General features: G+C 35.9%; 13 protein-coding genes. All 13 read right to left on the reverse strand.

Going from position 1 to position 20,691, the window contains the following annotated elements; all coding sequences use genetic code 11:
* Window positions 1-4: 4 nt before the first annotated feature.
* Window positions 5-337: a gamma-glutamylcyclotransferase family protein gene (locus PZ898_RS06315; RefSeq protein WP_120231629.1), complete on the reverse strand. Its 333-nt coding sequence runs from the start codon at window positions 335-337 to the stop codon at window positions 5-7.
* Window positions 337-966, reverse strand: coding sequence for a GDSL-type esterase/lipase family protein (locus PZ898_RS06320; protein WP_082798730.1), 630 nt, complete (start codon window positions 964-966; stop codon window positions 337-339). The genes PZ898_RS06315 and PZ898_RS06320 overlap by 1 nt, the downstream gene beginning before the upstream one ends.
* A 432-nt stretch (window positions 967-1,398) precedes the next feature.
* Entirely contained in the window at window positions 1,399-1,812 is a 414-nt protein-coding gene (locus PZ898_RS06325) for a hypothetical protein (protein ID WP_062671903.1), read from the reverse strand.
* Window positions 1,793-5,488: a phosphoribosylformylglycinamidine synthase gene (locus tag PZ898_RS06330; RefSeq protein ID WP_277695064.1), complete on the reverse strand. Its 3,696-nt coding sequence runs from the start codon at window positions 5,486-5,488 to the stop codon at window positions 1,793-1,795. The genes PZ898_RS06325 and PZ898_RS06330 overlap by 20 nt, the downstream gene beginning before the upstream one ends.
* Window positions 5,489-5,514: 26 nt before the next feature.
* Window positions 5,515-6,516, reverse strand: a complete 1,002-nt coding sequence (locus tag PZ898_RS06335; RefSeq protein ID WP_277695065.1) for a PDDEXK nuclease domain-containing protein — start codon at window positions 6,514-6,516, stop codon at window positions 5,515-5,517.
* A 229-nt stretch (window positions 6,517-6,745) separates the two neighbouring features.
* The gene (locus PZ898_RS06340; RefSeq protein ID WP_277695066.1) at window positions 6,746-7,717 is read right to left on the reverse strand and encodes a WG repeat-containing protein; all 972 of its coding nucleotides are present in this window, start codon (window positions 7,715-7,717) and stop codon (window positions 6,746-6,748) included.
* 51 nt (window positions 7,718-7,768) lie between these two features.
* A complete protein-coding gene (purB, locus tag PZ898_RS06345) occupies window positions 7,769-9,196 on the reverse strand; it encodes an adenylosuccinate lyase (RefSeq protein ID WP_202839428.1) in 1,428 nt (475 codons plus the stop codon).
* Window positions 9,197-10,143: 947 nt separating this feature from the next.
* A complete protein-coding gene (locus PZ898_RS06350) occupies window positions 10,144-10,287 on the reverse strand; it encodes a hypothetical protein (protein ID WP_156121528.1) in 144 nt (47 codons plus the stop codon).
* Window positions 10,288-10,537: 250 nt separating this feature from the next.
* On the reverse strand, window positions 10,538-11,029 hold the full coding sequence (locus PZ898_RS06355) for a hypothetical protein (RefSeq protein WP_202839426.1): 492 nt from the start codon (window positions 11,027-11,029) through the stop codon (window positions 10,538-10,540).
* A 7-nt stretch (window positions 11,030-11,036) separates the two neighbouring features.
* Window positions 11,037-14,555 (reverse strand): DUF6443 domain-containing protein, encoded by a 3,519-nt coding sequence (locus PZ898_RS06360; protein WP_277695067.1) that lies wholly within the window; start codon window positions 14,553-14,555, stop codon window positions 11,037-11,039.
* A 9-nt stretch (window positions 14,556-14,564) separates the two neighbouring features.
* Window positions 14,565-15,614 (reverse strand): hypothetical protein, encoded by a 1,050-nt coding sequence (locus tag PZ898_RS06365; protein WP_277695068.1) that lies wholly within the window; start codon window positions 15,612-15,614, stop codon window positions 14,565-14,567.
* Window positions 15,615-15,627: 13 nt separating this feature from the next.
* Window positions 15,628-18,813, reverse strand: coding sequence for a hypothetical protein (locus PZ898_RS06370; protein ID WP_277695069.1), 3,186 nt, complete (start codon window positions 18,811-18,813; stop codon window positions 15,628-15,630).
* A 5-nt stretch (window positions 18,814-18,818) separates the two neighbouring features.
* On the reverse strand, window positions 18,819-20,447 hold the full coding sequence (locus PZ898_RS06375; RefSeq protein WP_277695070.1) for a T9SS type A sorting domain-containing protein: 1,629 nt from the start codon (window positions 20,445-20,447) through the stop codon (window positions 18,819-18,821).
* Window positions 20,448-20,691 lie beyond the last annotated feature (244 nt).

Below are 20,691 nucleotides of genomic sequence, written 5' to 3' on the forward strand. Positions count from 1 at the left end.
ATGACTATTTCCCGACATAGATAAACCCTTCTTTTCCAGATTTAAAAACGGTTTTGATTCTTTTGTAATCATCCACTTCGTATTCATCTGCCTGAAGAATTTCTTCTTCTGTCACCTCAAAAAGTACTCCTTCTACCTGATCATTATCATTCCCTGAAAATTCAAGTACAGGATGGTATTTCTGACCGCTTTTCCGAAGTACTTCAGGATCTGTAATTTCAAGCATACTTAATCTATAGCCTGATAAGATATCTTTTTCACCTTGTAAAATTCTTCCAAAAGTTTCAAGCTGTACCTGCTCTTTCTGCAGGGTTCCATAAGAAAATAAATTAGGCATTACAGATACTTTTCAATGATTGGAATTGCGATTTCGGCCATCATTCCATAGCCTTTTTCATTAGGATGCACACCGTCTGCAGAAAGCAGAATTTCTTTATCATCCAGGAAAGCAGAATAAAAATCTATATATCCCAATGAGTCTTCTGCTGCAATATTTTTCAAAATTTGATTGTAAACAACCACATCTTCATTGATTCTTTTCTTCCCGGAGCTGACTACTACTCCATCTATTTTTTGAGAGAAAGGAAGAATGCTTACAAGATAAATGGTATTCGAAAACTGCCTGGCATGTGCGACAGCTTCTTTGATATTGGTTTTAAATTTTTCAGGATCTACAATTTGTACTCCATCTTTTACCGCAAGATCATTGGCTCCATAGCTTAGAAAAACGATATTTCCATCAGCAGAATTTCTTGCAGCCAATTCATGAGGAATTCTTTTGAGCAATCCTTCTGTGGTTTCTCCTCCTATTCCGAGATTGAACAGGATCAGTTCATCTCCATTTCCTTCATGAAATTTCTGCAGGGCATATCTTTTCAGAATATCTACCCAGCCGCCAAAAACTCCGTCATATTCTCCGTAGGTAATGCTGTCACCGAAGAACAGCCCGTACATAATTTTCTTCATTGAACTTTATTGTTTCCTGTTTTGTTGAAGTAAAAGTATTAAGAAAAAATCGTTTAAGGGAAATAATTCTCCTCAATTTTGTGTGATTTTTAACGCAAAAGACGCTCATGGTTTAACTTTTTATGTTTTCGTTCGCAAGGGCGTTTCACTTAGCTATAGACCAATTTGTACCCTGGTTGAATAAACTTATTTGAACCATTAAGATTTTTGAAGGAATAAAGAATTATTAAGGCAACAGCTAAAGCTATTATGAAGCAGAATTTCCTATTCATCGGCGATGAATCTTAACTTTTCTTACAATCTTTATTCTTAATAGTTAAATTTTTGACGCAAAGGTTTTATTGTGAGTATGTTTATCCAAGGAAGCAAAGAATGAATCAACAAGTTGATTGGATGAAGCTGATATAACAAAATTACTTATTACTCATTACATCATTCTAATGTCAGCGTAATATTCGTATGTGATTCTATAATTTCCACCAGTATTTCAAAAAGCGTCTGCCCTTTCCCTTCAGTCAATTCATTTAATTTCTGTTGAATGAGTTCTGTGTTGAAAGGTTTTCCCTGTCTGATCTTGTTTTCATAGAATTCACGGGTAGCCTTAAAGCCTAAGTCTTCTTTTGACTTTTCTGCTTCTTTCCAGATGATTTCAATTTTTTCTTTGCCTTCAATCACTCCGAAACCTCCGTAGAGAATATCATCAAAGCCATCTAGTGTTCCTACTTTCCAATCTGTATCCTTCATGAGAACGTTGGAAGCTTCTTCGTAGAAACCTCCTAAAGACGAAAAATGACCGCCATGGATGACGATCATTTTTCTTGTATTATTATTTGAAGTATTCAACACCGTTTTTGAATATGTTGTGATAATTCGCGGTTGGTATATTCTTCATGAGACCGTCTGCAAAACGCTCCGGATGGCCCATTCTTCCATAGATCTTTCCACATGGGCTGGTAATTCCTTCAATTCCGAATAATGAATTATTAGGGTTGAATGGCATTCCGTGGGCAATGTTTCCATCAAGATCAATGTACTGAGTTGCAATCTGCCCGTTTTTATACAATTTCTTAATCTCTTCTTCTGAAGCCATGAAACGTCCTTCTCCGTGGGAAATCGGAATAGTGAAAGTTTGTCCTTTCATTCCTTTTAACCAAGGGCTTTCGTCATTCACTACTTGTACTGTAACCATCTGAGAGATATGTCTTCTGATAGCATTATGAGCTAATGTTGGAGAGTTTTCATCCAGATCTTTGATTCTTCCGTAAGGTAACAATCCTGATTTCACCAATGCCTGGAATCCGTTACAGATCCCGATAATCATTCCATCTCTGTCTAATAATTCGTGTACTGCATTTTTCATTTTTTCGTTTTTCAGAACGTTAACGATGAATTTTGCAGAACCATCCGGTTCATCACCCGCAGAGAAACCTCCTGAGAATGCCAGAATCTGAGATGTTCTGATCTCTTCTACCCATGCATCAATGCTTTCATCCAATAACTGGTGATTGATATTGATTAAAGGCAAGCTGCTAACTACGGCACCTTCTTTCTGGAATGCATTCAGCGTGTCGTACTCACAGTTGGTTCCCGGGAATACCGGAGCAAAAACTTTAGGCTGCGCAATCCCGTGTTTTTTGATGATGATATTTCTTGGATGGATTGAGTTTGATTTTTCATCAATTTCAACCGTAATCTTTTCTTTTTCTACTGTCGGGAAAAGGTTCTCGAAAGTATTGGTATTAGCAGCTACAAGATCTGTGATGTTTGATTCAATACCATTGATTTTTACAGCACCTGAGTCTTTTACTTCTCCGATCAATTGAAGAGCTGCTGAGCTTAATTCTTCTTTAGCTTCAATGATTAAGCTACCGATATTTTTAGCTAATAAAACAGCTTCATCAGCATTGATTTCAGCTCCTAATCTGTTACCGAAGCTCATTTTTGCTAAAGCTACTGCCAAACCTCCTTCTTTTACTGTTTTCACAGAAACAATTTTTCCTGCTTTGATGTTTTCAAAAATGAATTCAAAAACTTCTTTTAAAGCATTATAGTTTGGTAGTCCGTTTTCCTGAGCAATATGATTGAAGAAATATAATTTGTTTCCTGCGTTTTTCAATTCAGGAGAAATGATATTTTCTTTGTCTCCGTTAGCACATGCAAAAGAAATCAGGGTTGGCGGAACATTCAGATCCTGATACGTTCCGCTCATGGAATCTTTTCCTCCGATCGCTGCAAGACCTAAATTGATCTGTGCATCGTAAGCTCCTAAAAGTGAAGCCAAAGGTTTACCCCATTTTTCAGGGTTCTGTCCCAATTTTTCAAAATATTCCTGGAAGCTTAGTCGGATGTTTTTATAATCGCCTCCCATCGCTACAATCTTCGCTACACTCTCTACTACGGCGTAAGATGATCCTAACAGGGAGTTTTGTTTTGAGATTTCAGCATCGAATCCCCAGCTTGCCAGAGAAACGGTTTTTATATCTTTTGCTCCTAAGATCGGCAGTGTCTGTACACTTCCTTCCATCGGGGTCTGCTGGTATTTTCCACCTAAAGGCATTGCTACTGTAGTGGCTCCAATTGAAGAGTCGAACATTTCAAGCAGTCCTTTCTGGGAAGCTACATTTTTATCTTTTAAGATGTTCAGGAAGTTTTCTGCTGTGAAAGCTTTTGTTTCTTCTTTTACTTCTTCAAGGTGAGTGATTTTCACTTCCTGAGATTTTGAACATCCGTTGGTATCTAAGAAAGCTCTTGAAAGGTCTACAATTTTATCTCCTTTCCAGAACATCTGCATTCTTCCTGAATCTGTCACTTTTGCTACTTCTACCGCAACAATGTTTTCAGCTTCACAGAATTTAATGAATTTTTCTTTATCCTGAGGATCAACTACCACTGCCATTCTTTCCTGAGATTCGGAAATAGCCAGCTCGGTTCCGTTTAATCCTTCGTATTTTAATGGTAATACGTCAAGATTTACTTCTAAAGAGTCTGCAATTTCACCAATTGCCACAGAAACTCCTCCCGCTCCGAAGTCGTTTGATTTTTTGATCAGCTTTGTTACCTCAGGATTTCTGAATAATCTCTGAATTTTACGCTCTTCTACAGCATTTCCTTTCTGAACTTCAGAACTCATCGTGTGGATAGAAGTCTCGTCCTGCTCTTTCGAACTTCCGCTTGCTCCTCCTACTCCGTCACGACCTGTTGCTCCTCCTAAGATAATGATTGAATCACCGTTTTCAGGCTTCTCACGTCTTACCCAATCTACAGGAACAGCTCCGGTAACGAAACCAACTTCCATTCTTTTAGCTTTATAGCCTTCGTCATAGATTTCAGAAACCATGGTAGTGGCAAGACCAATCTGGTTACCATATGAAGAATATCCGTTAGCAGCCTGCTTTGTAATGATTTTCTGAGGAAGTTTTCCTGGTAATGTCTTGTCAACAGATTCCAAGACATCTGCAGCACCCGTTAATCTCATGGCCTGGAAAACAAAAGATCTTCCGGATAACGGGTCTCTGATTGCCCCTCCTAAACAAGTAGAAGCACCTCCGAAAGGTTCAATTTCCGTAGGGTGATTGTGCGTTTCGTTTTTGAATAATAAATACCAAGGTTCTTTTTTACCGTCATATTCTGCTTCGATCTGAATGGTACATGCATTGATCTCATCAGAAATAACAAGGTTATCAAGATTCCCTGTTTTATGGAAATATTTACCGCATACTGTTGCCAAGTCCATTAAGGAAATTGGCTTCAGCTCACGGCCTAAGAATTTTCTTTTCTCGATATAATCATTGAAAATAGTTTCCAATGTGTGTTTGAACTGACCTTCAAACTGAATATCTGACAATTCTGTTTCGAATGTCGTGTGACGACAGTGGTCACTCCAATAGGTGTCTAATACTTTTAATTCTGTTTCCGTAGGATTTCTTTCTTCAGTTTTGAAGTATTCCTGAATGAATTTCAGGTCATCCAATCCTAATGCAAAGCCATGGCTGTTATAGAAGTTCTCAAGTTCTGCATCATTGAAATTGATGAAGTTTTCGTGGATGATTACTTTTGATGGGATTTCCTCTGCAGGAATATCCAGAATAGATAAGTCCTTTTCCTGAGATTCTACCTTGTTGATCAGAAGGTCTTTGATTTTAACCAAATCCGCTTCAGAAACTCCTTCAAATTCGATCAGCTTACCACTTCTTACTTTTGATTTTTCATTTTCAGTCAGCAAAGCGATACACTGCTGTGCAGAATCTGCTCTCTGATCATACTGTCCCGGCAAAAATTCCATTCCGAAATGAATAGCCTTTGCAGGGTTTTCTGTGTGTAAAATATCAGTAACAGGGTCTACGAAAGTGTTGTTTACCACTTTTTCAAATTCTCCGTCGTTCAGGTTGAAAATATCATATACATTGTATACTTTCACACTTTGAACTGCCGGGACAACCGCTTTTACTTCATCAAAAATTTTTGGACTTTCAACATCGAAAATTCCTCTTTTTTCTACGAAAATTCTTTTGTTATTAGACATTAGATGTCAGATTTTTAATATTAGATTTATTTTTTATTTTCAAATTTATTTCTTGCTATCTCTATTGAACGATGCAATTTTTCAAGCAAAACTTTTTCTGAAGGTAAGATAAGTAAATATTCTGCTACTTTTATATTATCCCCTTCCAGATTCATGAGTTCTATATGTTCGGAATTTTTCCCGGAACAAAGGATTAAACCAATGGGAGGGTTTTCACCTTCTACTTTTTCATATTTATTAAGGTATGAGAGATAAAGCTCCATCTGCCCTTTATGGCTGGCTTCAAATTCACCTAATTTCAGTTCGATAACGACTAAAGATTTTAGTTTCCTATGATAGAAAAGCAAATCTAGGTAGTAGTCTCTATTATCTATTGTGATTCTTTTTTGTCTTGAAAGAAATGCAAAATCACTTCCCAACTCAGAAATGAATTTTTGAAGTTCCACGATAATGGCTTCTTCTAAATCTTTTTCAGAAAATGTATCTTTCAATTCCAAAAAATCAAGAAAATAGGGATCTTTAAAAACCAAATCAGGGTTTAAAATATTATTTTCAGACCATTTTTTCAGTTCTTTATCTATTATTTCCTCAGGCTTTTTGCTTATTGCTGTTCGTTCAAAAAGCAGAGAATTGATTTTCTCTCTTAAGACTCTGACACTCCAATTTTCAATTTTACAAACTTCAAGATAAAAGTTTCTTTTAGTATCTTGTGAAATAGGAATGAGAAGCAGAAAGTGAGTCCATGATAATTGTCGCATCGCTGATGCGACAATATTAAAATCACTAAAAACAGACGCAAACTGCATCATTTTTCGGATATTTTTTTCAGAAAATGAATTTCCAAATTCTAACGTAAGTTGTTGAGAGATTTGTACAATAACTTCTTTACCATACTCTGCTCTCTTATTATCTAAAACATCTTCATTTATTCTTTTTCCTATCTCCCAGTACAAAACCACCATTGCCGAGTTTACCTGAGCAGCGACCTGACTTCTTGTCTTGTCTACCAGCTCCTTAAGATCGGTCATTAATTGTTGATGATTTTGATTCTGTAACATTATTAAAAATTAGATGTCAGATTTTTAATATTAGATTTATTTTTCTTTTTACTTTTACTGAGTTAAAGTTTCTTTCTTTAAACCCATCTATATTGGAAATTTTTGAAAGAGATTTTCCCTCCAATCATTATTCTGTACAAATTTAAAGGAATAAGTCATATGTTCTTCAAATTTGAACTGCCGAATTTCCAATTTTATATTATTTATTGATAAATTTATTCGGATTATCCTTATGTTCTTTCTGAAAGTGCTCAGCATTATTTAATTCTTCTTTCAGCCAGTTTTCAAAAGGAACTTTCATTTCATTAAAATCCTCAATGGCATAAAATGTTTTTCCATCTTCTGAAACCAGGAATTTGAAACGGTACAGCATATCCAAGTCCTTTTTCCTGTAATTATAGGTATTCACCTGATAATAAGGAAAGTTTTCTTTTGGTCTTTCTACGATTTCAAAAAAAAGATTCTTTTCTTTTTCAGACAGTTTACTGTAAAAATTTACATAATAAAGATCTGACAATTTTTTCTTCTGTTTTTCAAAGAACTGAAGGATATTCTTCTCCTTTTCATTATACTGAAACTGATTAGGATAATATTTACCATCTATTTCAACATCCTGATCTGTTGGTTTTGTTAATGGCTGAACTGTTTCTCCTTTGACATTCATTACTCCCCATTTACCACCTACAACAGACCTGTGTTCATCATTTGTTTTTTCCCAGTCACAGCCGTCACAAAATGCAGCATAACCGTAATTGAAGGGGAATGCAAAATCATGCTCAGCTTCAATGACAATTTTTCCATTTCGGTCTGCAAATCCTACTTTACCATTTTTAACCAATCTTCTCAGTCCTTCAGAGAAATAATCTGCTCCATTGTCATAAAGGAAAGGCTGATACAGGAATTTCCCATTTCTGTCATACACATAGCCCCATGCATTTTTCTCCGGTTTTTCGCCTTCTTTACTTCCATCAAAAAGAATGGTTTCTCCTTCTACAGGATCTCCATCTTTTAGGAATGAAAATACTTTGAACTGTGCAGGAACAATTATTTTTCCTGCTTTATCTTTTACTCCTACTAAAGAATCTTTGGATTTGAAATAATGTAAATCTTCTTTAGTCTGAGAAAAAGAAATGATTGGTGTTAATATAATGGTTAGTAGTAGTTTTTTCATATTAGTTGGAGTGGGAAATAAAATATGCAGCCGAAAAGACTGCATATTGTTTTATACTTTAAGATCAGCTTCCAATCCTATTAAGTCTTTGTTTTGGTCTATAATCGGCTGTACCTCGTTCTTGACGAATTCTTCCGTCTGGATCGGCGCGAAACCAATAAAGTTTTTAGGATCTAAAACTTCTTTCAGTTTTGATTTGTCTAGTTTTAAAGAATCATCATTTAAGATTCTTTCGATAAGGTCGTTTTCTTTTCCTTCTTCTTTCACTTTCTTTGAAGCTTCCATAGAGTGAACTCTGATCACCTCGTGGATTTCCTGACGGTCACCACCTGCTTTTACTTCTTCCATGATGATATATTCTGTCGCCATGAAAGGAAGCTCTTCCATAATGTGCTTGTTGATTCTGTTTGGATATACTACAATTCCGTTCAGAATGTTGTTCCAGATCAAAAGAATCGCATCCACGGCTAAAAACGCCTGAGGAATGGTTAATCTCTTGTTGGCAGAGTCATCCAATGTTCTTTCAAACCATTGTGTAGAGGCCACCATTGCAGAACTTGTCGTCAGAGACATTACATATTTTGCCAATGCTCCGATTCTTTCGCTTCTCATTGGATTACGCTTGTAAGCCATCGCCGATGAACCAATCTGGTTTTTCTCGAATGGTTCTTCAATTTCCTTAAGGTTTTGAAGTAGACGTAAATCGTTTGTGAATTTATGCGCAGATTGTGCAATATTTCCTAATAAAGCAACTACTTTCGCATCAATTTTTCTATCGTAAGTCTGTCCGGAAACTCCGAAAACTTTATCGAAGCCAAATCTTTTTGAAAGTTCTTTATCTAGGTGTTTTACTTTTGAATAATCACCGTTGAAAAGCTCAAGGAAACTGGCAGCTGTTCCTGTTGTTCCTTTTACTCCTCTGAAACGAAGGGTTTCAAGGAAGAAATCCAGTTCTTCGATGTCAAGAACCAAACTCTGTAACCAAAGCGTAGCTCTTTTCCCAACTGTTGTCAGCTGAGCCGGCTGGAAGTGTGTAAACCCTAAAGTTGGAAGGTCTTTATACTGAATAGCAAAGTCTGCTAAGTTCTTCATTACGTTAACCAACTTTTTCTTTAAGATTAAAAGTCCGTCACGGATCTGAATTAAGTCTGTATTGTCTCCTACAAAAGCTGAAGTAGCTCCCAGGTGGATAATTCCTTTTGCTGAAGGCGCCACATCCCCATAAGCGTGAACGTGAGCCATTACATCATGACGGAATTTTTTTTCATACTCTGCTGCTTTCTCATAATCGATGTTTTCAGCATTAGCTTTTAACTCAGCGATCTGCTCGTCTGTAATTTCAAGTCCAAGGTCTTTTTCGATTTCAGCAAGAGCTATCCAAAGCTTTCTCCAATTCTGGAATTTGTTATTGTGTGAGAAGTTAAATAACATTTCTTCACTGGAGTAGCGCTCTTCCAATGGATTTTTGTAGGAATTCATTCGTTCTTTTACTTTTTAGATGTACAAAAATACGGTTTTTCAGTGAGAGTTGAAAATCCAGTTTGGATGATTTTCATTCATTATTTTTACTTATACTTTTGCCTTGAAATCGAAGATTCGAAGTAGTCAAACAAAAGTATACAAAAGTTCAAGACGGGAATCATCCGCTAAAAATTTAAATGTACTCCTAAAATTTCCAAACTCGCATGGATCATCCGGTTCCGCTTCGGTTCCGAGCAAGTCCCATGCTCAGACAGTGGAAATTTTTTAATGGATTACATTGAAATTTTCTTGACGCTCCTGATTCCTAGGTCAGATATTAACACAATAATCTACCTTTAGCATTGAATTGTTATCATCATAAAAGCCAGAAAAGTTCCTAAAATGACTATAACTATTCCTAATATGTTCAGTGCTAATATTATAAATTCACTTCTTAAGTTTTTGAAAAATGTTGCAGCTGCAGGAAAGATAAAAACATTTGAAATCATTAACAGGGTAGAAAAATTTAAGCCTCCTTCAAAGAGACGAAAACCATTTCTTATTATGTATATATTTACCAGTAATATTATAACATTCAAAAAAATGATACCAACAGCAAGAATATAATTTGTTCTGGATCGCACGAAAGTTCTGTAATTAAGACTGCAAAATAACATTTTTTTCATTTATACTTTTGTCTTGAAACAAAAGTATACAAAAGTTCAAGACTGGAATCATCCGCTAAAAATTGGAATGTACTCCTAAAATTTCCAAACTCGCATGGATCATTCGGTTCTGCTTCGGTTCTGAACAAGTCCCATGCTCAGACAGTGGAAATTTTTTAACGGATTACATTCAAATTTTCTTAACGCTACTGATTCCTAAGTCAATTGGTGGAGAGCATATAACAAACAGGCTATCCCATTTTTGAGACAGCCTGTTTGTTTTTACTATTTTTAATTTAGTTAATCGATAATAAGTCCGCATGGTGACCCTACCGGAATACATTTTCTTTCCAATGAGCACCAGAAGTATCCTGCAAGACACATTGGGATACCTCCCTGAACTGTTTTCAATTCTCTTTTTGAAAGTTTTCTTAAATTTTTCATAGTAACGTTTTTTTGATTTTTCTCCTACTCTACATGCTTTTCGGATTGCGCTTTAATTTGGTAATACCAATATACAGATTTTTGGAATACAAAAACATAACCTGTTCATTTTATATAATTTACAAAGACAGTTGTTTATTAACTTTTGATGATCATTATATATATCAATAGAGCTTCTTAAGACAAAATAAATCAAAACCTCCGCTGTTGCGGAGGTTTCATTTTATTTGTGGAGGTTTGTTATAGATTTTTAAAATCCTGAAGTCCATAAAAGATCATTTAATTCTACCGTGTCAATAATAAAATCGTCTGGATATTCTTTAAATCCAGGTTGCTTTTTTAATTGCTCAATAACTTTTTCAACTTTTCTCAAATCTGAAAAAACACCTATTATTCTTTCATCATCCAAAAAAGGGTTAATAGTATACACATGGCTAATATTGTAAACAAGTTTTAAATTTTGTATTAAACAAGCTTCTTCACTTATTATATCTATCTCAGGTAAATAATCTCTCCCTATCTCACCTACTTCTGTATTAAATCCTGTCTCCCAATGTATTTTATCTAATTCTTTTTTTTTAATTATAAAACCATCTGGATAATCTTTAAATCCAGAAAACTTAGATACAACATCTATAGTTTTTTCTAATTCTTTTAAATTATCAAAAAAACCTAAAAGTTTACAATCTGTATGTGATTCATCTGTATAGACATGTTCTAAACTATATAAGAAATATTTCATCAAAAATTTATTTTTTAGGTTTAGGTTTTTCAAAGCCTCTATCTCCCCATTTTTTTATTTTGTTAAAGTCGGAACCTGGACCTTTACTCGCTTTTCCTTTATTCCAAACTCCTTTTCCATATTGTTGATCCAATACCCTCTCTGCAAAAGTTTTACCATCTTCATCCACATAAGGAGCTTCTCCTTGTTCTTTCACCCACGAAGGGACATCCTTGGCTGCTTCTTTTCCAGTTTTACCACTAACAGGAACTTTTTTTTCTTTTGGAACATCAACCCCATTCACATCTTTATCCTTATCCGCTGCATCTTCCGCTTTCAGATTCCTCACTCCTGCACCAGGATCTGCAATAGTTGTATAGCCTGTACTTGGTGTGGCAAAGTAATCATATGTCCACCAAACTCCTGCTCCTATCAACATCAACCCACCAATAACATCTCCAGGACCAGGCACAGGAGAATCTGCCTGAGAAACAATGAATGCTGACATTGCCAAACTTCCCGGACCAAAACTTTTATCTGCTGCTTTCCCGGTAAGGGTAATTTCCTGTATTGATGTTTCTGTCTGACCACTTGGAAGTATATTTATCGCAGACACACCACTTGGGCAATTCGGAGGACATTTTCCTTCCTCTCCTTCCATTCCTGTAGGATCATTAAATTGTACCGGATTATTCCAAACATAGCTATAAGCTTCATGAGTATATTGACTTCTAGGATCTACTGTTCCAAACCGCCCTATATCTGGCATATAAAATCTCGCTCCATAATCATACATTCCAGTCTCTTGGAGTTCCTTACTATTATATTTGTACTTATAACTTGGATTTCCTGTTAATACATTATATCCCTCATGCTTCAGTCCAAAAGGATAATAATTACTTTCTTCAATGATCTCTAATCCTGCTCCATTTTTAGCATAGCTTACTCTAACATTTCCAAGGTGGTCAGTATAATTGTACACGTACTTTCCAGTTTCAACATTAAAATATCCTTCTGCTGTTGGGAAAAATTTTAATATCGAATTGGTATACTGGAAGCCATCCAGATAATCGGTTGTTTCTGTTCCAAAAACATTTCTTACTTTCACTCCGTCTGCTCTGTAAATATAATCCGTTACTTTGGAGTTCTGGGTAATCTTTCGTGGTAAATTTAGATAATTATATTGGATGGAGGAAATTCCTTTATCCAATTGAGTAGTCATATTTCCATTGACATCATAAGTAATGGTGCTTCCTGTACTTCCTGATGCTAACGGATATCCGCTGATGGCATTTCCGGTTCCAATTTCTTTAAGGTAAGATAATTTATTACTTTGTTCCCCGTTTTCATAATGGTATTCCAGATTGTCCATTACTTCAGGGGCGGTATATCCCGGAAGCTGTCTTCCTCTTCTCAAAAGCGTTTTTATATTTCCGTTAAGATCGTACGTCAGCTGCTCATGATATTCTCCTCTTTCCAAATTCATGGCATCCCAGAAACGTCCTTCTTTAAGTCGGTTAAGAGCATCGTATTCGTAGGAGTAATTTCTCAGTACCGCATCATTTTGGGTAATCCATGACATCTGGGAAATATTTCCATTATATCTTGCTGAACCTGAAAACTGATTGTTAGGGTTGTTATAACGCAATTCATACGCAAAAAGTTTATTCTGCAGATTGGAAGGATCATTCACTTTGGTCATCCAGCCTCTGATATTGTAGGCGTACTTTATACTTTGCAGTGGGCTGCCAGTGGTATTTCCCACGTTTTTCGTCTGCAGCTGCCCCAGATCATTGTAAAGATTTTCTGCCAGAAGCTCCTGAGCCCCTCCATTTACCTGGCTCCAGTGTCTTACTAATCTTTCCTGATGATCATATTCAAAGGTTTCTTTGATATTTACTTTGGTATCGTTTGCTGATCTTTTGTGTTCAATAAGACTATACTGCGGTACGCCGGAAAATTTCAGGAAGCTTTCAGTCTTCGTGTATCCTCCGAGATGGTTCAAAGAATGCGTTGCGATTGACCTTCCTTTCTTATCATAATAGGTATAAACTTTTGTCCAGCCGTCATTTTCAACATTCTTAGTATAAGAAGCCGTTGGAAGACTTTTTGTACTCACTTCTGAGTTCTGTGTGGTCTGAGGTAATACATCCTGTCCTAAGACTGCACTTACTGCCGGAGCTCCCTGAGGATAGGTATCATAATAATTGACAGTCAAAAGCTTATCAACTGTTGTAGGATAAGACACATTTCCATATTCGATACTGGTTCCATTCAGCGTAAAGCTTCCTCCACGGGTTTCATAAGTATCAGCAGATTGGTTATCAATGGTATTCTGTATGGTATTTCTTGGATTCGTATCTCTTGTAATCCCTGTATACACTACTCTTCCGAAACGGTCATATTTGGTAAACAACCATGACTGGGCAGTTGAAAAATTCGTAATCCCATTTTTGAGCACAGTATCTCTGGAGAGAATAATCTGATCTTTTTTATTGTAAACCATCTGTTCCCAGCCTTTTCCAGGAAGTTTCTTTTCTACCAGTCTTTTTTTGCCATCATATTTATACTGATAACAAAGATGTTCCAATGCTGAAGCGGAAACGGTTGACCCGACAGAAGCTAAAGGCGGTATCACAAATGCCAGCTGGTCATATTCATTATAAACATAATACGTATCTGCATTTTCTGAAGCACTGATAACCTTTCTAACCAACAGTGTTTGCCCCTGACCATTTTTAAATTCTATGGTTTTATTATTGTCTTCATCGGTTACCGTATTTTTATACAGCTGTGCGTCCCCATAGCTTCCGGATAATACAAGCTGAGAAGAAGTAGCTCCATCCACCCATGCGGTAACAGTGGTAAATTTTTTAACTTCACCTGCTGTGTTTGCTTCATATCCAAAAACAACAGGTTTGTTCTGCCAGTCAGTTCCCGGATTTTTTTGGTTTAAAACCCTGTCAAGCGGAGAATCCTCTAATGTTTTGTGAGTAAGAGGATAGGAATCATTAATGCCGTTAGACTGATAGTAGCTGTTAGCACTTCCTTCTACCCCTGTTTGAATATTACCGCTTAATGAAGCCATAGGTACCGGAAGCCAGCTATCAACCTGTCTTCCATAATTGTCATAAGGAATATGGGTTACCAGGTCTTTTCCTGTAGGAGTGGATTTAATACTCACAGTCTGTTTCGGTCTTCCAAGGCCATCAAAAAACTGAACACTCTGTATCTGTTGAAGAGATCCGTCTGAAACAGCAGTAGGGACTAAATACTGTCTGGTATAGACATAATTTTCCGTAGTTGGAAGACTAGACGAATAATTGACTGTAATTGGAGTATAAGTTTCTCCATTGCCAGATGATGATCCTCCGATGTAAGCCCGGAAAGTTCCATTGACAGAACTGAACTTAAACCCCGGAAGCATACGTATACTTTGCGGGTCTGCTACTTCAGTATTGGGAGCAGGAGGAGCGGTTAAAACCACCTGTCCGAAGTTTTGAAGACTCAACAGCAACCCAATGCTTAGATATATTTTCTTATACATTTCTCTATATTAATGGGTTGTATTAGATTTCATCATAAGGAATTGCTCTTTCAATTGCTTAATTTCGGAAACAACGTTTTTAAGATCTGAATTCTCTCCTTCTAATTTTTGTATTTTTTCCTGCTGATCCTTTAACTGTCTTTCCTGTTTAATAGCATAAAGGGTAAGCTCTTCGATTTTCTGTAATAATTTGATCTGAAATTCACCAACGTTTACTCCTTCTTTTTCCATCACTTTGGCAGAAGCAATTTCAGGAAGGTGCTTTTTCTCTTTAATATGTTTGGCTACTTCTTCCAGATTGGGAAGGTCGTAGTTTTCTTCAAATACAAAGTCAGCCGTTGGAGTTAAGGTTACTTTAACTTCTTTTGCTTCTAATTTACCATTTAAACCCATATTACCATAAAAAACAGTTTTTTTATCCGCTGGATAAAAACTAACAATATTATTATTGTAATCTTTTCCTATATAAAAATAATCTATATTGTCTTTAGGTCCTACCGCACCGAATTGTCCCATATTATTTGAAACAGAAGTATCAACAAATCCATATCCTCTGGACCAGTATGTATCATAAGATCTAATTGCTGCACCAGATACAGGTGCATTTTCTGAAATTAAAAACCTATTTTGAATATCTAATGTTGCTTTAGGGGTGCTTGCTCCGATTCCAACATTTCCATTATAAAGGATTGAAAATCTTTCAGCCATGCTTGTTGCACTGGTATTATCATTAAGTAAAATAGAAAATTTCGACCCATATATATTCCCTGTTTCTTCAGTAGCAGTGATTCTTGCCTTAGGAGAGTTAGAGTAACCGGCAAATTCTAATGCTGGATATTTAGGACTGGCAGAGGTACCGCTCCATCCTGCTGTTGAAATTGTTATCTTACCTCCGTTTTGGTTACCCACTTCCAGATTAGCATGAGGATCGGCAACTCCGATTCCTACGTTAGAAGATGTAGGGGTAGAGGTCTGATTGACAATACCTGACGAGGTATATAGCTGTGCAAAAGATAATTGAGCGCCTAAAATTCCTGCAATGATTATTATTTTTTTCATAATTTATGTTTTTTTATTGTTTATAGTTATATTTAAATTCTTTTAATAAGTTGCCTGTCTGGCTGCTTTCTCTGATTTCTTTAAGCCTATTTGCTGAATCATAAATGTACACTTCCCTAATTCCCGACGGAGGCGTGATGCTACGAACGCCAATTAATGGATCATAAGTGTATGTTGTGATCTGATAGTTTGGCAGACTATTTCTAAATGTATTCAGTACAGATAAAAATGAGGTTTCATCATTATTAGCCACAGCAGAGGCATCTGTATTAGAAGCATTAACAATGGAATCTATTAATGACTGCTGGATATCTGTTAATTTGGCTCCTTCAATCTTTGCAATGGGTTGGGTTAGGTTGTAACCCCAGATGATTACTGTGGAAACACCTGATTTTGTAGTGTACTGCTGTAAGTTTCCTTTGTTGTCATATTTATCATAAGTCACTTCAGTAGAAACAGCATTTTGTAAATCAGTAGAAAGTATAGTATATGGTAATACTAAGCCAGAAGTTTTCAGATCTGCTTCTGACTGACTGGCTGGATAAAGTGTAGTAGTTTTTGATAAAGTTTTATTTATTATACCTACTGTTTTACTACTTACAGTCTCCAAAGGAATACCAATCATATTTTTTGAAATCATCAGCTGGTTTCCCTTTTCATGGGCATACTCAAATTGAGTACGTTGGCTTACATCTGAAAAATCTACATTTACAACTGTTGGGTTAGTATGTCTGTAACTGCTGTCGTAAGTATAACTGGTAATTTGGCTAATATCATTATTATCAAAATAATCACTGGTTGTCATCGTTTTCTTTTTTACCCAGGCTGATGATATTTCAAAACGGTCTACAGTAAAGGTGTAATTACGTCCTAAACAAGTTCCATTAGCATCATGTACAGCACAAGCCATAGACTTTACTCCTATATAATAAGGTCTTATTGTAAGACTCGGGAACCCTGCACTGTAATCATTTGAAAGATTATTGAAATGCTTATCAAATTCGTAGGTATATGAATCTTTTTTTACAAGTTTATGCTGAGAATTATAATATTTTCTATCTGTTAATATACCACGGGCAAACTGATTATTAGCATAGGTAAAAATTGGACTTCTTGCATTCTTAGGATTGGTATGAGACAGATTCATATATTCATCTGTTATTTCATAGCTTTCTGTACTATTATTTACATTCCTATTTCTTGTAATGACCTTATCATAAATCGTCGGTTTTCCGTTAATGGTACTAATATTAAAGTTTCCGGAATTACTAATAACCATTTGCTCACAGGTATACCCAAACTCCTGATCCTCTGCTACCTCCTGAATATAGGAATATTCAATATCATCTGCCATATATCTTCCTGTAGACTTATTGTTTTCATCCCTGTAAATAAACTCTGTTTCGTGAGTCAATTGATCTGCATCATTTTTTGTTATTTTTTGGACCCTTATTCCTCCAACAGATTTATTATACTGTTTAACTTCTGAAATTTTTTCATACCATTGTGCATTCAGAGTAGCATAGTGACTGCTACTAACATTTCCCACCTTTCTGATTCTGATTTTATAGGAGGGTTTTATATTTTCAACAAATTCATATTCTTTGTTGATAAGAAATGTTCTGAGAACAGTATTGGTATTATCCAACAGTTCCCCTACAAAATGTGGTCCTTCCGGCAAAGAACCTATCGGGCCTTCATCAGGGTTAGCTGTACTTTGAAAAGTAATTCTGAAATCTACTGTATTTCCATTTGTATTCACGTTAAATATGCCACCTAATGGTTCAAGGTTTGATATAAGAAAATCTTTTTTCCCTATTTGTGTTTCAGTACCTTCAAAATAAAAATCGTCCAGTTCATACTGCAGTCCCATTTTTCCACCCGTAGGATATTGTATTTCTTTTAAGCTTCCAGAAACAGCATAATTAATATCAGGATTTTTATCATCTCCAAATCCATAAATTTTATCCCCATATGCAACAAAAGGAATTCCGTGATTAGCCAATTTGCCATTATAAAAACCAACGAAATCTGTTTGATCTGATAATCTATTAGGTAATGGATTATTCTCATAATATTGGAGTTTATATTTTGAATTATCTTTTAGGTTTACCACTTCTTTTAACTTCAGCCTTTTCATCAGGTAGGGGATTTCAGAATCATAACCAGGAGCCAATGGAGAATCTGTACTTGTAAAATAATCTGTTACCAGACTATAATCTGATATCAATGCCTGCTGAGGATTTCTGACTTCTATTTTATTTAAAGAAAGTCCGTTATTAATATCCTCACGATTACCATAAATAAATTTCACTTGATTTCCTTCAAATTCAATGCTCTGCAATACACTTTCGGAAAGCACATTTGTCTTTGTGACAAACTCTTCATAGGTTGTACCGTTCTGGTATACACAAGCCCTTGGAATTTTAAGCCCTTTGTAAAAGTTATTCAAATAACTATAGCTACTTGCCTGATAATTAAATTTTATTTCTTTTCCTGTTGGTAAAAGAATTCTTGTAATGATAAAATCTGTATTACTGAAGTCATTAGGAGTAGGAGTACCGCCACCTACAGTTTGTGTTTGATTTCCTACTTTGAAGAAATACTTTACACCCTGATCATCAGTGAAAACAAATGAATCTTCTATTTTTACAGTACTATAGGGAATCTGAATAATTTTTCCTGAACTATCATAATAAAATTCTCCAGCTACGTTTCCCAAAGAGAAGGAATAAATATCAGGCTGAGTATCAAGTGTTGAAAACTCTTCTTTGATACTTTTTGCTAAATCGTAATCGTTAATATTGCTCTGAACAGGATTGAAACTATCCGGATTTATATACTGGATTTTACCTTTATCTTCACGCCCTAAAACCTGTTTGGAAAGCGATATTCCACCTACTGATAGAGACCAGCCAAGACCTACCTTTGAAGCTATTTCTTTAACTTTTACTCCTGATGCATGATATTTCAAAGAAATCGGAAGGGTAAAATCTCCTACTTTTATGGTATATATTGGGATATCAATTCCAACAGTCCCAGTATGTGTAGATGTCGGAATATCTGTGTGTTTTGATAGCTGGCTGGCATCAGGTGACTTTATTGTTAAATTATACTTACTTTCCTTTGCATCTACAGATTGTGAGTAGCCAAGAGCATATCCACAGATAATAAGAGAAGCTGCAATTATCTTTTTCATCTTTTTTATTTCTTAATCAATTTAGCATTCGCCGTTTTATTGGTATCAGTTTTTATAGTGATCAAATAAGCTCCCTGCACCAAAGCCTGGGTATTGATCTTAGTTACTTTATTCTTGGTTTTTATACTTTGAAGCTGTCTTCCACTCATATCATACAACAGAATATTAGCATCTTTAAAATCAAAACCAATTTCTACATACCCGTAATCTGATACTGGATTTGGATAGATCTTGATATCATATTTTTCAATCAGCTGGTCAACCTGTTTATCTCCCAGCTTCACTATTTTCCAGTTTTCTTTACCCAGCTCTTCTGCGCTGGTTCCGGCCAGAATAATAGAACCGTCTCTGTTCAGCTTTAAATCGGAAAGTCTTTCTTCCTTCTTTCGTGATTCTCCTTTCACATGCTTTCTCCACTGTTCATTTCCGTCTTGGTCAAGATAGAGCATCCAGAAGGTTTCGTCATTGGTTTCTACTCTTCCTTCTGCCTGAGTGTAACCTCCCAATAAAATTCCTTTGGAAGATTTGTCATCTGCTGAATGAAGAACGCTCATTCCCATCAGGATATCACGGTTCTTGAAATTGAAGGATTTTTGCCACTGCTCATCGCCTCTTTCATTTAAAGAAATCAGCCAAAGGTCTGTTCCTTCTTCCAGACCTACCGTTTTATTACCTGATCTTTCTGATCTGGATTCTCCGCCAATAATAAAACCATTTGAAGTTAATGCCAGCGTTCTGATATGATCATCTCCTTTACCTCCAAAGTTCTTTTCCCATTCTACTTTTCCGTTTTTGTCCAGCTTGACAATCCAGTAGTCGCCTTCACCGAAATTGTCGCTCTGCTTTGAGGTTGCAGATAACAGGTTATAGGTTGCAGGTTTATCAGTCGAAGTATTAGTGTTGATCTTTGATTGCTGATTATTCGTTTTAACAGATGAACTTCTCGAATAAATTCCTAATAAAGCTCCTCCATCTCTCGTTGGAATCATCTTTTCTACTTCGTCTAAACCTTTTCCACCTAAAATCAATTGTGATAATTCTTTTCCGTCTTTGTCTAATCGGGTAATTAAAACATCTTTGGAACCATAGCCTTTTGATGAGTTTTGGACATTTCCGGCAACAAAAAATCCTAAATCTGTCGTTTGAATCACAGCTCTGGCTTCTTCATCGGAAGAACTTCCTAAAGTTTTCTGCCATAGCTCATCTCCAAATTCATTGATTCTGATCAGCCATATATCTGAACCGCCTTTTGAATCCTCTTTTTTATCCAATCCTTTTCCGGAATAAGATGTTCCGGCTAGTAAAAAACCTCCATCCTGAGTAGTAACTGTTGCAGATAAATAGTCATGGTTTTGTCCTGAGAAATATTTCTCCCAGACTTCTTGACCCTGCTGATTGAGTTTTACCAAATGAAAATCGTAACCATAGTTTTGCTTTTGGCTGCTGGCTGCTTGCGGTTGGCTTTTAGACTGTATAGAGCTTCCTGTAATTAGATACTGCTGATCAATGGTTGTAGTGACCTGGCTTAGAAAATCTTGGGTAGAAGATTGGATGTCTTTCTGCCACAACACTTCCTGGGCAGATACACCCAGGGCTGTGCATAAAGTAAATGCACCGAAATAGAATTTTTTCATCCTATGTTTTTTTGAGTTAGTAATTAGTTTCTTAAAACTTCGCGAATTTAACACTTTTTAAGATATGGAAATGATTTTTGTGTGGTATCCTGTAAATCATACTATTTTTAATTAGATTCTCTCTATTTATACCAGTTTTTATTTTATTATGGTGTAAAAATATCTACCCACAACGTCAAAATATGTCGTATTAAATCGAATTAATTTTAATTATTGACATAAAAAAACCACTCTTTCGAGTGGT

Origin of the sequence: Chryseobacterium sp. WX, from assembly GCF_029542485.1 — a bacterium.
In the GTDB taxonomy this organism is placed as follows: domain Bacteria; phylum Bacteroidota; class Bacteroidia; order Flavobacteriales; family Weeksellaceae; genus Chryseobacterium; species Chryseobacterium cucumeris.